The sequence below is a fragment of the Bacillus cereus group sp. BfR-BA-01349 genome (assembly GCF_022663795.1).
Taxonomy (GTDB): Bacteria; Bacillota; Bacilli; order Bacillales; family Bacillaceae_G; genus Bacillus_A; species Bacillus_A cereus.
Genome location: NZ_JAKUGE010000057.1, coordinates 21,278 through 34,888 on the forward strand (window position 1 = coordinate 21,278; position 13,611 = coordinate 34,888).

The following is a 13,611-nucleotide window of genomic DNA, read 5'->3' on the forward strand; positions in this document are numbered from 1 at the left end:
CTTTCACTTTATTACTGCAAGCAAGGGTGTTTTAATTTACGTCTACAAACGAGAAAAAGCAGTTAAAATAAAGTAATAAGGTTTACTTAAGGAAAATAAGGTATATTATATTTGTTGAGTAGATTCTCTTTAGAGACAAGAAAAGTAGGTGAACAAAGTGGGAAAATATCAATTGGATTCCAAAAGTCAGGTAGCTGTGGCAAAGTTCCATGAAAAACAGAAGCCTGCCAAATTTGATAAAAAGCAGCAACTTGAAAAATTGCGTACGGAGTATTTGAAAAAGAAGCAAAAACAAACAGATAAATAATATGTTTTATTTTCCGAATTTTTTCTGTATGTAACGCAAACAAACACAAGAAAATAGGTAAGTTATTCATCATTCAAATATATACAGGCTATTTTTTCAAACCTCTTACTTATGCAACTAACGCATGCGTCAGTTCATTAAGAATAACTAAAAAAGTCGATTCCTTGAGATGAAAAAGAGTAAACAGTGTCCTTATCAGGCACTGTTTTATTTTGACATTATAATTTCCTCCACTGATTTAGGTAAGCGATACAAGCTATTCTCCACCTTCAAAAGAATGAATCAAGTTCCTCACCGCATATATTAAACTATACCTTTTCTTAAGGAGGGCTACCTTAATGCGTACTCCTTTATCCTTTGATAAAGAAACTGCCATACTGTTAGCTTCTTGTTGTGAGTTAACGTATGAACAATATAAACAAAATGGCATTTTCGAAATACCAGATGGTTTTCAATATGTACAAGGTTTTCAAGGAAAGGCCATTCAAACAACAGAATGGTTCGGATTTATATTAGAATCTGAGGATACAATTATCGTTGCCTTCAGAGGCACTCAAACAGATCCAGATTGGATTATTGATTCTCTCGTCAATCAAAAACCTTATCCTTATGCTTTAAATGGCGGAAATGTCCATAACGGTTTTCTCTCTATTTATGAGTCTTGTCGTGATTCTATTATGGATATGCTCGTATCATTGCCAGCACATAAAAAACTGCTAGCTACTGGGCATAGTCTAGGTGGCGCGCTTGCCACATTACACATATTAGATGCACGTATAAATACTGCCTTCGCACAGTATGGACTTTATACATTCGCTTCTCCAAAAGTAGGAGATATCGCTTTTCGAAATTATTATAAACTACAAGTAGCTAGTAGCTTTCGTTTCGTCAACTTATTCGATGTCGTCCCACTTCTCCCTCCCCGAAACATAAATTTTAATGATCATGATTGGGAGTATGCACACGTCCATCACAACATGACATTTACAAAAAACACAAAATCCATTACAAATAATCATTCCATTACAACATACAAAACATGTCTGACTTCTCATTTTTAACCAGTAAACAATTGGAAATAAAATATTCGTATACTATAATAATCTATGAAGTTATTTTTGGATGAGGGGACCTTACATGTTAAAATTTATCTTCGCATTTTTCCTTATTGTAATTTTTACGGTTACAGGTTTCTTTACATTTTCATACTTTGCGACAGGAGAGTATGATGGGGCAGGTATCATATATACCACTGTTCCATTTCTTTCTTAAGCAAAATAAATAAAACGAGCTTAATTTTATTAAGCACGTTTTATTTATTAATATCCATTTCTGTTGGTAAATCGATAATATATCTCCCAATATAGCAACCTCTTTAAAACTGTTTAACAGCATTACCAATACCCCAAATTTCATTACTGTACTGCAAAATCGTTCGATCGCTCGCAAAATGACCAGACTGTGCAATATTTAAAATCGACATTTCTAGCCACTTCGTTCGGTTCTCATAAGCTCTACCGACAGCTTCTTGTCTTTCAGCATATGGACCAAAATCTCGCAGAACGAAATATTCATCATTTTGAATAACGAGAGAATCGTAAATTGCTTCAAATTCGGCTCCCGACTGTGCAAAGAAACCATTCGTTAACTGATCTACTACCTTTTTAATGTGCCCATTGTGGTGATAATAATCACTTGCACGATATCCACCATTTTGATAGTAATGAAGAACCTCTTCTGCTGTTAAACCGAAAATGAAACAGTTATCATCACCGACCCTGTCTTTTATTTCAATATTCGCTCCGTCTAGCGTTCCGAGTGTAATCGCACCATTCATCATAAATTTCATATTCCCTGTTCCCGATGCTTCTTTACTCGCAGTTGAAATTTGTTCACTTACATCGGCCGCTGGGAATATATCTTCCGCTACAGAAACTCGATAGTTTTCTAGAAAGATAACTTTCATATATTGGCTTACGTACGGATCATTATTCACTTTTCTTGCGAGTTCATTTATTAATTTAATAATTTTTTTCGCGTAATAATAGCCAGGTGATGCTTTCGCTCCAAAAATAAAAGTACGCGGATAAAATGTAAAACTAGCATCCTCTTTCAGACGGTTATACAAATATAAAATATGAAAAACGTTTAGTAATTGTCGTTTGTAAGCATGCAGTCTTTTTACTTGCACATCAAAAATAGAATTAGGATCAATTGTAATCCCCATTTTATTATGAATGCGCGCCGCTAAAATTTCTTTACGCTCTTGTTTTACCTCTGCAAATTTCTCTTGGAAACTCGCATCGTATTGAACTAATTGTAGCTCTTGAAGCTTAATCGGTTCTTTCTTCCACTCTGTTCCAATCGCCTCTGAAATAAGGTTTGTCAGCTGTGGATTCGCCTTCATTAACCAGCGTCTATGAGCGATCCCATTCGTTTTATTATTAAACTTATCTGGATAAAACTCATAAAACAATCGCATTTCACGTTGCTTTAAAATTTCCGTATGAATTTTTGCTACACCGTTTACGCTATGGCTACCGACAATTGCCAAATGAGCCATTTTCACAAGATCATGTGCAATAATCGCCATCTCTTCAATACGATGCCATTCATACGGATAACGTTCCCAAAGCTCATGACAGAAACGTTCATTAATCTCTTCAATAATCATATAAATTTTCGGTAATAACGGTTTAAAAATGTGAATTGGCCACTTCTCAAGCGCTTCTGATAACGTCGTATGATTTGTATAAGAAATCGTTTGCGTCGTTATGTGCCAAGCTTCTTCCCATGCTAGTTTTTCTTCATCTAATAAAATACGCATCAATTCTGGAATCGCCAAAACTGGATGTGTATCATTAATATGAATCGCAATTTTCTCATGTAATTGACGAAGATCACCATATCTTTCTCTATGCATACGAACGATATTTTGCAAACTTGCTGATACAAGGAAATACTGTTGTTTCAAACGAAGTATTTTCCCCTCATCATGCGTATCATCTGGATATAAAAACTCCGATACCGCTTCTGTTTCACGCTTATATTTCAAAATATCTTTGCAATTTTGCGGGAAAGGAACTGGTTCAGCATTCCAAAGTCTAAGTGTATTTACAGTACTCGTCTCATAACCTACTACCGGAACGTCATATGGTACTGCCATAATCACTTCTGCATTCGTATGCCTAAACTCTAAACGTCCATCAATGTATAGCGGTTCAACATTGCCGAAATAACTTACTTCTACAGCTTGATCATGCCTTCTTACTTCCCATACGTTTTCATGAAGAAGCCATTGTTCTGGAAATTCAACTTGGTAACCATCAACGATCTTTTGATCAAATAAGCCGTGTTTGTAACGAATGCCACAACCATGACCTGGTAAGTTTAACGATGCAAGTGAGTCAAGGAAACAGGCTGCTAATCGTCCAAGTCCACCATTTCCAAGACCTGCATCTGCTTCCACTTCTTCTAACTCTTGTAACGAAATCCCTAGTTCAGATAACCCCTGCTCGCATACATCTCGAATACCTAAATTCAAGATGTTACTTCCAAGCAAACGTCCAAGCAAAAACTCAATAGACAAGTAATACATTTGCTTTTGCTCTCCGGATCGATAACTCTCGTTCGTTGCAATCCATTGACCATTCATATACTCACGTACCATATGGCCGAGTGTATTATATTGATCACGAGTTGTAGAGTCTTTGAAACTTTTACCATACATCGTCTCTAACTTTTCTAGAAAAGCTGATTTGAAACTTTCAACATGAGTAAACATTTCTTCACCACCTACATGTTATTCCATGAGACTTTTATACAATTTCTTATAAGCAAGAGCTGACTTCTCCCAGCTATAATCTTCCGTCATCGCTTGCTTTACAAGCTGCTCCCATACCGGTTTATCATGATAAAATTCAATTGCACGAAGAACTGTGTGCAACATGTCATGTGCATTAAAGTTCGTGAAACTGAAACCATTTCCTTCTCCAGTTTCTTCATCATAAGATTGTACCGTATCATTTAATCCGCCTGTTTCTCTTACAATTGGAATCGTACCGTAAGCTAATGCGATAAGTTGTCCAAGTCCACACGGTTCAAACAGTGATGGCATTAAGAATAAATCACTTCCCGCATATACTTGGTGAGCTAATTCTTCATTAAATCCGATATACACTTTTACCTTCTCAGGATACTCGTATGCCATCCACTCAAAGAATTGCTCATATTCCGAATCACCTGAACCTAAAATAATACATTGTACATCTTCTTCCATTATTTCGCGGAATACAGTACGTACTAAATCAAGACCTTTTTGCTTCGTTAATCTCGTTACCATTGAAATAATTGGTGTATCCTCTTTTTCGGGCAAACCAAAATAACGCTGCAAGGCGCGTTTATTTTCATTCTTTTCCTCTAATGACTCTGCATCGTACTGAGCAGTAATATACGAATCCGTTTCTGGATTATATACGCTCGTATCAATTCCATTTACAATGCCGCTAAGCTTATCATTATATTTTCGTAACAACCCATCTAACTTCTCACCGAAAAATTCATATTGAATTTCTTCTTTATATGTCGGGCTAACTGCTGTAATTTGATCTGAAGCTATAATACCGCCCTTCATAAAGTTCACATTCCCATAAAACTCTAACTGCTCACTGTGGAAATATTCATCACCAAGTTCTAACAAGTCGTACATTACTTCAGGAGGAAATACACCTTGGAACTGTAAGTTATGAATTGTATATACCGTTTTAATACGCTCATATAACGGGTTATCTTGATACTTTTCACGAAGTAAGAAATTAACCATAGCCGTATGCCAATCGTGGCTATGAAGAACATCCACTTCAAAATCAAGATGAGGAATACACTCTAACACCGCTTTTGAGAAATAAGAAAAACGCTCTCCGTCATCATAATGACCATACAGAGAATCTCTCTTAAAATAATATTCATTATCTATTAAGTAATACGTAATTCCGTCTTGCTCACCTTTTAAAATTCCACAATATTGATTTCTCCACCCAAGCGGGACGTTAATTACTTTATGTAACGTACATCCATCTCTTAACTTTTGCGGAATGAGACTATAATTCGGAAGTATAATACGAACGTCCACTCCTAATTTTTTCAGCTCTTTTGGGAGCGCACCCGCTACATCAGCTAATCCTCCCGATTTCACAAACGGTACACATTCTGATACTGCAAATAAAATATTCACTTGTTGTCCCACTGCGCGAAAAGTTTTTATTACTCCTCTTGCAGCTTCCTCCCTTCGAGTTTTCATTTGAATTAAAACTTTAATCAGTGGAGGAAGACCCCCACTGATTCTCTTAAGAATAACTATTAATCGTACTGTTTTGAACGCTTCCTTTTTCTACAACGTATGGCTCATCGGCGTTTCCTTTTAGTACAACACCGTCACCAATTTTCACGTCTTTATCAATAATAACACCGTCTATTATACAGTTATCTCCAATTTGGCTCTTTTGCATAATAATGCTATTACGAATAATTGAACCTTTTCCAATTTTAACTGAACGGGAAACAACACTGTTTTCGACTTCCCCTTCAATAATACTACCGTTTGCAATCATTGTATTTTTCACGACTGCACCCTTTAGATAACGAGTTGGTGGCTCATCTTTTACTTTCGTAAAGATCGGTGCTTCTTTCTTAAATAATTGCTTCCAAATAGCAGGTTGCAAAATTTCTAAGCTATGTTTATAGTAACTTTCAATCGAGTCAATAATTGCTACATATCCAGTATGTTCATATGTAGCAATGTGTAATGATTTCCCGCGCTTTTCTCTCACTACATCAAATAAACTGTATTGTTCCACATCTTTATATGACTCAAATAAGTCTAACAATAATTGTTTCTTTAACACATATGTTTGAAGCGAAACCCCTTCATGGCAAACTTCCGTAATATCAGCTGCCGTATGTATATGTCGCTCTAACACCGCTTGAAAATTTAATGCTGTTACGAGATGGCTATTCGTAATAACAACGTACTCTTCTCTGCTTCTTAGAAAATAATCAATATGTCTTCTAAAGTGTGCAAAAGACCCAAATTCATCTTGGTCACATTGGCAGTTTGGCGGGAATAAAAATAGTCCGTCTCGTTTTCTATCTAAATCCCACTGTTTTCCTGAACCAACATGGTCCATTAACGAACGATTTTTATGGCTTGTAAAAACTGCCACACTATGAATACTAGAATTCACCATATTTGAAAGCATGAAATCAATGAGTCGATAACGGCCCCCAAACGGTAACGCCGCTAGTGAACGATGCCCTGTTACTTTCTTTAAGGAAGGAAAACTTCCCGTTGCATTAATAATTCCTAACATTTTTTCTCCCATTCATTTCATCCCCCTTTTCTATTTCCCTTCAGCAATTAATACTACATCGTCAACATTCTTTTCTGGACGAATGATTGTTCCATCTTCGATAACCATTTCTGATCCAACAATCGCTCTTTCAATCACAACATTTTTACCAATCTTAGCCCCTGGCATAACGACAGAATCAATCACCATACTTCCTTCTTCCACCGTCACTCCTTGGAATAACACAGAATGCTTCACGTCCCCTTCAATGACGCACCCTTCGTTAATAAGCGATTCTTCTACTTTCGCCTTTTCAGCAATATATTGAGGCGGTTCGTTTGGATTGACAGAGTAAATACGCCAATTACGATCATTTAAATTCAGTGATGTTTCATCGCGAAGCAAATCCATATTCGCTTCCCATAAGCTCTTCACCGTTCCAACATCTTTTCAATATCCTTCAAACGGATACGCCATTAGCTTCTTCCCTTCATCCAATAAAAGCGGAAGTACGTCTTTTCCGAAATCGTTACTAGATTCAGGGTTTCTTGCATCCATCTCTAAATACTCTTTCAAAATTGACCAATTAAAAATATAGATTCCCATTGATGCAAGATTACTTCTTGGAAATTGCGGTTTCTCTTCAAACTCAACAATCTCCATTTCTTCATTTGTATTCATAATGCCAAAGCGACTTGCTTCATCCCAAGGTACTTCAATAACAGAAATGGATACGTCCGATTCTTTCTCAATATGGTAATCTAGCATCTTACTGTAATCCATTTTATAAATATGGTCGCCTGATAAAATGAGAACGTACTCCGGTTCATACTGACTTAAATAGTTTAAGTTTTGATAAATGGCACTTGCCGTACCTGTATACCACTTAACCCCTGAAGACTCCGCATAAGGAGGTAAGACTGTGACCCCACCGTTTACTCGGTCTAAATCCCACGCATTTCCGATTCCGATATAATTATGAAGTTCGAGTGGTTGATATTGCGTTAAAATCCCAACCGTTTCAATACCAGAATTCGCACAGTTACTTAGCGTAAAATCAATAATGCGATATTTACCACCAAATGGAACAGCTGGCTTGGCTAAATTCTTTGTTAATGCACTTAAACGACTACCTTTTCCCCCTGCTAGTAACATTGCTACGCACTTTTGTTTTTGAGCCATCTTGTTTTTTGCTCCCCTTTCTCGTCTTCACTGGTCGTAATATGGATACGCCAAATGGTGGAATTGTAATTTCTACATGTGCTGCTTGATTATGAAACGGTTCTTGAATCGCCTTCAGACGTTTCTTATTTACTTGCCCTGACCCGCCATATTGCTCAGCATCACTATTTAAAATCTCGTTATAATACTCGAAATCTGGTACACCTACTTTATAGTTTTCATATGTAGCTTTCGTAAAATTACATACGATAACTAATGCATCTTCTTGTTTATCCCCTTGGCGGATAAATGAGAAAATACTTTGCTCGTTATTATTAGCATCAATCCACTGAAAACCTTCAGGCGAATGATCAAGCTGCCAAAGTGGTTTTGAGCGCTTATACAATGCTATGAGCTCTTTAAAGTAATCATGCATATAACGATGCATTTCAAAATCATGTAAATTCCAATCTAAATCTTCAAGGTCTTTCCACTCATCAAACTGCCCGAATTCTCCTCCCATGAAAAGTAATTTCTTTCCTGGGTGAGTAAAGAAATATCCATATAATAAACGAAGCTGAGCAAACTTATCCCAGTAATCACCTGGCATTTTATTTAATAATGACTTTTTCCCATGAACGACTTCATCATGAGAAAGGGGTAATATGAAGTTTTCAGAGTAAGCATATAGTAAAGAGAACGTCATTTTCTCATGAATATATTTTCTGTACTCTGGCGCACACTCCATATATTTCAGCACGTCATTCATCCAACCCATATTCCATTTGTAATTGAATCCAAGCCCACCTTCATACGTTGGTGCTGTTACAAGTGGCCAAGCTGTTGAATCCTCTGCCGTCATAAGAAAATCTTCATCCTCTGCAAATACCGCTTCATTTAACTCCCGTAAAAATGACACAGCGTACTCATTACTTTGCTCTTGTCCTTCTTTATTCCAGTACAACATGTTCGCAACTGCATCTACTCTGAAACCATCAATATGGAAATATCTCATCCAAAATAACGCATTTGAAATTAAGAAATTACGTACCTCTCTCTTTCCTAAATCAAAATTGACAGTTCCCCATACTAGATTTTCTTGTACATCTTTATCTTTATATTCATAGGTCGGTGTGCCATCAAACAAATATAAACCGTGAGCATCTTTACAAAAGTGCCCCGGTACCCAATCTAAAATGACACCGATTCCATATTTATGACATTCGTCGACAAAATACATTAAATCATGCGGTGTACCAAATCTACTCGTCGCTGCATAATATCCCGTTCCTTGATATCCCCAAGAACGATCATATGGATGCTCAACAAGCGGCATAATTTCAATATGTGTAAATTGATGTTCCACCACATACGGAATGAGGTCTTCTGCCATTTCCCTGTAAGAATATAGTGTTCCATCTTCTTTCTTTTTCCAAGAACCAAAATGTAATTCATAAACTGTCATCGCTTCTTTATAAATCGGTTTTTTCTTTTTCTTACGATTCCAGTTTTTATCATTCCATTCATATCCTTTTATATCAAAAACTACAGATGCCGTATTCGGTCTTACTTCTGCATATATAGCATACGGATCTGCCTTTAAAATGACGTCACCAGCCAACGTTTCAATCGCATATTTATATATTTCTCCTTCTTCAATATGCGGTATAAATAAGGACCAAATGCCTTCTTCTGTCACTTGTAGCATCTTATGTTGCTCATAATCCCACTCATTAAAATCTCCAACAACACTCATTGCTTTCTCATGAGGAGCCCACACTGTAAATCGTACCCCTTGAATCTCATCTTCCGTCACAACATGTGCGCCAAAGATGTTATAACTTTCATAGTACTTTTCTGTATGAAACTCATCTCGTTTCACTTCTTCACAATTTATTACACTCAATATGCTCACCTCACTTAGATGACAGAATTTTTTATACTTTAACTATTTCTGCGAAAAACTGCAATATCCTTGTTAATTTATAAAAAACATTCGTTTTTTTCTTAAAAATGTTAGTTTTTCTTCACATTTCCGTGTAAAATATCGAATTTTGACGAATATTCATTGAAAACGCTTTATTATTCTTCTATATTTTTACCAATTATTTTTTCTCAACCTTTATTTTATTATGTTTATCCTATTTTTCATGCTATTTTTCACTCAAAATCAAAACAAAATAATCTGTCATAAAGAAATGTTTCTCAATATTTTTTGCCACAATGTTATTGAAATGCGAAATTTAATCCTGCTTTTGAAAAGCTACTTTCCGAAAAAGGAGTAACCGCAAAAGTAAATGAACCGAAACTAGAGGCAGGTTCTGTTACAGTTGGCGGCGCTATCGATGACAAAAACTTTGCTGGATTAGATGGTGATTTCCCGTTCATTGATGTAACTTTCAAAGTAGAAAATGATGAATTTTATGAAGCAAACGCTCAATTAGAGTCACCAATTTTTGTTTACTGGAAACAAGGTGAATCAGAACCAAATAGAATGCGTGTACTTCAAGATCAAACATTCTCAGTTATGTCCTTAAACTCACTAGTAGAAGGAAATATTAAACCTGGTGTGTTCTTAAATGAACACGGATATTTAGATGAAAAGTTCGATTATACAAAGCTTGGCGTAAAAGTATATGCGACTGATTCTTACCGTCATAAGTTTGAAGGCTCACTAGATAAATACGGATACTTCAAACTAAATGGACTTCCAGTTAATAAACGCGACTATAACTTATATGTAGAGGTGCCAGGACATTTAACAAGCCGCCTAACAACGAAACTTGGTACTGAAAAAGACGGTAAGCTGCTTGGCCAATATTATTATGCAAGACCTGAAGAAAACATTGCCGGCGATGTAAATGGTGATAAAGTAATCGATATTAAAGATGCTGAAATTATCGCTAGCAACTATGGTAAAAAAGGACTAACTGTAAAAGACGGAGACCTTAATAAAGATGGTATTGTCGACGAAAAAGATATTCGCTTCGTTGAAAGGAACTTCTTGAAAAAAGGTCCAGATGCATCTAAATCACAAACACCTGTAGAAAAATCCAAAAGCGGTACACTGGCAGATATTTTAAAGAAATTAGGATTAACACCTAAAAAATAATAAAATGAAACTTTAATCAGTGGGTTTTTACTGCCCGGCAAATAGCGGAATAATAAAGAGCACTCTACGTAAAATAGAGTGCTCTTTTCTATAAACGACCCTTATCCAGCAAAAGGGGTATATTGGGGATATACAAGGGAAACCGGAAAAGGAATTTATATTAAATTATATAAGTTCAGAGGTAAGAAGCAGTTTCCCACCTCTGAATTATTTAGCAATTATTATAGTACTGGTGCCATTGTTTCTTTTAATACTTTTACAGAATGAGCGAATTTCGCTTTTTCCTCTTCATTTAGCTCAAGTTCTACGATTTCACGTACACCTTCGCGGTTAATTACAGCTGGAACACCTACGTAAGCATCTTTCTCGCCGTATTGACCTTCAAGGTATGCAGATACAGTTAATACGCTGTTCTCGTTGTTTAAGATTGCTTTAGTTACACGAAGTAGTGACATACCGATTCCGTAGTAAGTTGCACCTTTACGCTCGATGATATGGTAAGCTGCATCACGTACGTTTTCGAAGATTTTGTCTAAGTCTTCTTGTTTGTACTGTTCGTTGTTAGCTAAGATTGTTTCTAATTTTTGTACACCGATAGTAGCGTGGCTCCATACTGGAAGTTCAGTGTCACCGTGTTCACCAACGATGTAAGCATGAACGTTGCGTGGATCTACATCTAAGTAGTCACCTAACATGTAACGGAAACGAGCAGAGTCTAAAGTAGTACCAGAACCGATTACGCGCTCTTTCGGTAAACCAGATTCTTTCCAAGTTACGTAAGTTAAAATATCAACTGGGTTAGTTGCGATTAAGAAGATTCCATCGAATCCGCTATCCATAATGCCGCGAACGATTTGTTTAAAGATCTTTGTATTTTTCTCAACTAAGTCTAAACGAGTTTCACCTGGCTTTTGTGGTAACCCAGCAGTGATAACAACTAAATCTGCATATTTACAATCTGCATAGCTACCGCTCCAAACTTTTGTTGGTGATGGAGAGAATGGTACTGCATGACTTAAGTCCATTGCTTCCCCTTCTGCTTTTGCTTCATTAACATCTACTAATACGAATTCTTCAGCTACACCTTGGTTGATCATTGAGTAAGCGTAACTACAACCTACAGCTCCTGTTCCTACTAATACTACACGATTGATACCTTTTTTCATGGTAATTTCCCCTCTCTATTGTTCACATATATTTTTTTATGATTGTTTAAGTAATTAATTAAAATACTAATTTAATGTTGTTTAACTTCTTTACATTCATATTGTAGCACGTATTATTGTGAATTACTTCACAAATTATGACCTATTTGTGAACTTTTTCACATAGAGTGTAAAGTTATTGGAACAGGTGTGGAATCAATTTCAATGGAGGCGTTTTCTTTAGATTGTGAAAGGGTTTTTCTTGTGTTTTTCGTCGGTAAGTGAAATTATATCGGCGATTTTTAGAATATATCGACCGTAACTCCAAATATATCAGCGATTATTAAAATTTATCGATCGTAACTCAAATTATATCAGCGATTTTTGCAATATATCGTCTTACCGACAAAACTCGACAATACTGACAACATAAAAAAGCTGTCTTCAGTAGATCACACCTGTTGAGAGAAAGCAGCTTCTTCTATATATTATTTATTTTCATCGGTTTCTCCAAGTGTAGGAGGCTATAGCCATACAGCTGGGGTAAAAGTTCAACTTGAGGTATCATTTATTAGATAGATAGTTCCTTCATATTCATACAGGCCCAAATAAACAACATGATTGTATTTACGGCTCTATATACCCAACTGCAACAGCCCATACTTCATATTTCTTCTATTGCATAAAAGATGCAGACTATCCAAAGTCCACCTTTATACAACAAAAAAGAGATAGCAGATTATGCTATCTCTTTTAGTATGACCCGTACGGGATTCGAACCCGTGTTACCGCCGTGAAAGGGCGGTGTCTTAACCACTTGACCAACGGGCCAATTCTGGCAGAGAAGAAGGGATTCGAACCCTCGCACCGCGTTCGCGATCTACTCCCTTAGCAGGGGAGCCCCTTGAGCCACTTGGGTACTTCTCTATAAATATGGCTCCGCAGGTAGGACTCGAACCTACGACCGATCGGTTAACAGCCGATAGCTCTACCACTGAGCTACTGCGGAACAATTATGGTGGGCCTAAATGGACTCGAACCATCGACCTCACGCTTATCAGGCGTGCGCTCTAACCAGCTGAGCTATAGGCCCATAATTGAAAAGCGGGTGAAGAGAATCGAACTCTCGACCAGAGCTTGGAAGGCTCTTGTTTTACCACTAAACTACACCCGCATTAAATTGTAAATGGTGAGCCATGAAGGACTCGAACCTTCGACCCTCTGATTAAAAGTCAGATGCTCTACCAACTGAGCTAATGGCTCATTTTGAAAGTGGTGCCGACTAGAGGACTTGAACCCCCAACCTACTGATTACAAGTCAGTTGCTCTACCAATTGAGCTAAGTCGGCTCGTGATTTCAAAATGGTGGCTCGGGACGGAATCGAACCGCCGACACGAGGATTTTCAGTCCTCTGCTCTACCGACTGAGCTACCGAGCCTTTATGTAAAAAATGGCGGTCCCGACCGGGGTCGAACCGGCGATCTCCTGCGTGACAGGCAGGCATGTTAACCACTACACCACGGGACCATTTGGTTGCG

At 37.1% G+C, this 13,611-nt stretch carries 8 protein-coding genes, 9 tRNA genes and 3 pseudogenes; 5 read left to right on the forward strand and 15 right to left on the reverse strand.

What is annotated here, in order from left to right; genetic code table 11:
- Positions 1-157: 157 nt before the first annotated feature.
- The 3 genes from MR169_RS23845 to MR169_RS28240 all read left to right on the forward strand — a co-directional run bounded on the left by MR169_RS23845 (position 158) and on the right by MR169_RS28240 (position 1,579).
- Positions 158-307 (forward strand): hypothetical protein, encoded by a 150-nt coding sequence (locus MR169_RS23845; protein ID WP_000521639.1) that lies wholly within the window; start codon positions 158-160, stop codon positions 305-307.
- A 338-nt stretch (positions 308-645) separates the two neighbouring features.
- On the forward strand, positions 646-1,368 hold the full coding sequence (locus MR169_RS23850; protein WP_001260134.1) for a lipase family protein: 723 nt from the start codon (positions 646-648) through the stop codon (positions 1,366-1,368).
- Between the two features lie 76 nt (positions 1,369-1,444).
- A complete protein-coding gene (locus MR169_RS28240) occupies positions 1,445-1,579 on the forward strand; it encodes a hypothetical protein (RefSeq protein WP_000911065.1) in 135 nt (44 codons plus the stop codon).
- Between the two features lie 103 nt (positions 1,580-1,682).
- Here MR169_RS28240 and glgP read toward each other — a convergent pair whose 3' ends face one another.
- The 5 genes and pseudogenes from glgP to glgB all read right to left on the reverse strand — a co-directional run bounded on the left by glgP (position 1,683) and on the right by glgB (position 9,721).
- Positions 1,683-4,091 (reverse strand): glycogen phosphorylase, encoded by a 2,409-nt coding sequence (glgP, locus tag MR169_RS23855; protein WP_242320131.1) that lies wholly within the window; start codon positions 4,089-4,091, stop codon positions 1,683-1,685.
- Between the two features lie 18 nt (positions 4,092-4,109).
- Complete coding sequence (gene glgA, locus MR169_RS23860) at positions 4,110-5,540, reverse strand: glycogen synthase GlgA (protein ID WP_033694265.1); 1,431 nt, start codon at positions 5,538-5,540, stop codon at positions 4,110-4,112.
- A 112-nt stretch (positions 5,541-5,652) separates the two neighbouring features.
- Positions 5,653-6,687 (reverse strand): glucose-1-phosphate adenylyltransferase subunit GlgD, encoded by a 1,035-nt coding sequence (gene glgD / locus MR169_RS23865; RefSeq protein WP_000504163.1) that lies wholly within the window; start codon positions 6,685-6,687, stop codon positions 5,653-5,655.
- Positions 6,688-6,705: 18 nt separating this feature from the next.
- Positions 6,706-7,836: pseudogene (gene glgC / locus MR169_RS23870) on the reverse strand (glucose-1-phosphate adenylyltransferase).
- Positions 7,784-9,721, reverse strand: coding sequence for a 1,4-alpha-glucan branching protein GlgB (gene glgB, locus MR169_RS23875; protein WP_242320132.1), 1,938 nt, complete (start codon positions 9,719-9,721; stop codon positions 7,784-7,786). The pseudogene glgC and the gene glgB overlap by 53 nt, the downstream one beginning before the upstream one ends.
- Before the next feature lie 327 nt (positions 9,722-10,048).
- On the opposite strand from glgB, the pseudogene MR169_RS23880 reads away from it, so the two are divergent.
- Positions 10,049-10,927, forward strand: a pseudogene (locus MR169_RS23880) (dockerin type I domain-containing protein); the annotation flags it as partial.
- A gap of 221 nt (positions 10,928-11,148) precedes the next feature.
- Here the strand turns inward: MR169_RS23880 and MR169_RS23885 are convergent.
- On the reverse strand, positions 11,149-12,093 hold the full coding sequence (locus tag MR169_RS23885; RefSeq protein WP_000715352.1) for an L-lactate dehydrogenase: 945 nt from the start codon (positions 12,091-12,093) through the stop codon (positions 11,149-11,151).
- Between the two features lie 471 nt (positions 12,094-12,564).
- Here MR169_RS23885 and MR169_RS23890 point away from each other — a divergent pair.
- Positions 12,565-12,731: pseudogene (locus tag MR169_RS23890) on the forward strand (IS4 family transposase); the annotation flags it as partial.
- Positions 12,732-12,831: 100 nt separating this feature from the next.
- On the opposite strand, the gene MR169_RS23895 reads toward MR169_RS23890, so the two are convergent.
- From MR169_RS23895 to MR169_RS23935, 9 genes are all read right to left on the reverse strand, one after another.
- Positions 12,832-12,903, reverse strand: a tRNA-Glu gene (locus MR169_RS23895).
- Between the two features lie 5 nt (positions 12,904-12,908).
- Positions 12,909-12,999, reverse strand: a tRNA-Ser gene (locus MR169_RS23900).
- A 7-nt stretch (positions 13,000-13,006) separates the two neighbouring features.
- Positions 13,007-13,081, reverse strand: a tRNA-Asn gene (locus tag MR169_RS23905).
- A 7-nt stretch (positions 13,082-13,088) separates the two neighbouring features.
- A tRNA-Ile gene (locus MR169_RS23910) sits at positions 13,089-13,165 on the reverse strand.
- Between the two features lie 10 nt (positions 13,166-13,175).
- Positions 13,176-13,246 (reverse strand) — tRNA-Gly (locus MR169_RS23915).
- A gap of 13 nt (positions 13,247-13,259) precedes the next feature.
- Positions 13,260-13,335 (reverse strand) — tRNA-Lys (locus MR169_RS23920).
- Positions 13,336-13,345: 10 nt separating this feature from the next.
- Positions 13,346-13,421: transfer RNA gene (locus MR169_RS23925), tRNA-Thr, on the reverse strand.
- 14 nt (positions 13,422-13,435) lie between these two features.
- A tRNA-Phe gene (locus MR169_RS23930) sits at positions 13,436-13,511 on the reverse strand.
- Positions 13,512-13,524: 13 nt separating this feature from the next.
- Positions 13,525-13,600: transfer RNA gene (locus MR169_RS23935), tRNA-Asp, on the reverse strand.
- Positions 13,601-13,611 lie beyond the last annotated feature (11 nt).

What these genes read in the sequence shown, in the direction of transcription:
- MR169_RS23850 (WP_001260134.1), top strand. Translation starts at nt 646, where the DNA reads ATGCGTACTCCTTTATCCTTTGATAAAGAAACTGCCATACTGTTAGCT.
- MR169_RS28240 (WP_000911065.1), top strand. Translation starts at nt 1,445, where the DNA reads ATGTTAAAATTTATCTTCGCATTTTTCCTTATTGTAATTTTTACGGTT.
- glgD (WP_000504163.1), bottom strand. Translation starts at nt 6,687, where the DNA reads ATGGGAGAAAAAATGTTAGGAATTATTAATGCAACGGGAAGTTTTCCT.
- MR169_RS23885 (WP_000715352.1), bottom strand. Translation starts at nt 12,093, where the DNA reads ATGAAAAAAGGTATCAATCGTGTAGTATTAGTAGGAACAGGAGCTGTA.
- glgP (WP_242320131.1), bottom strand. Translation starts at nt 4,091, where the DNA reads ATGTTTACTCATGTTGAAAGTTTCAAATCAGCTTTTCTAGAAAAGTTA.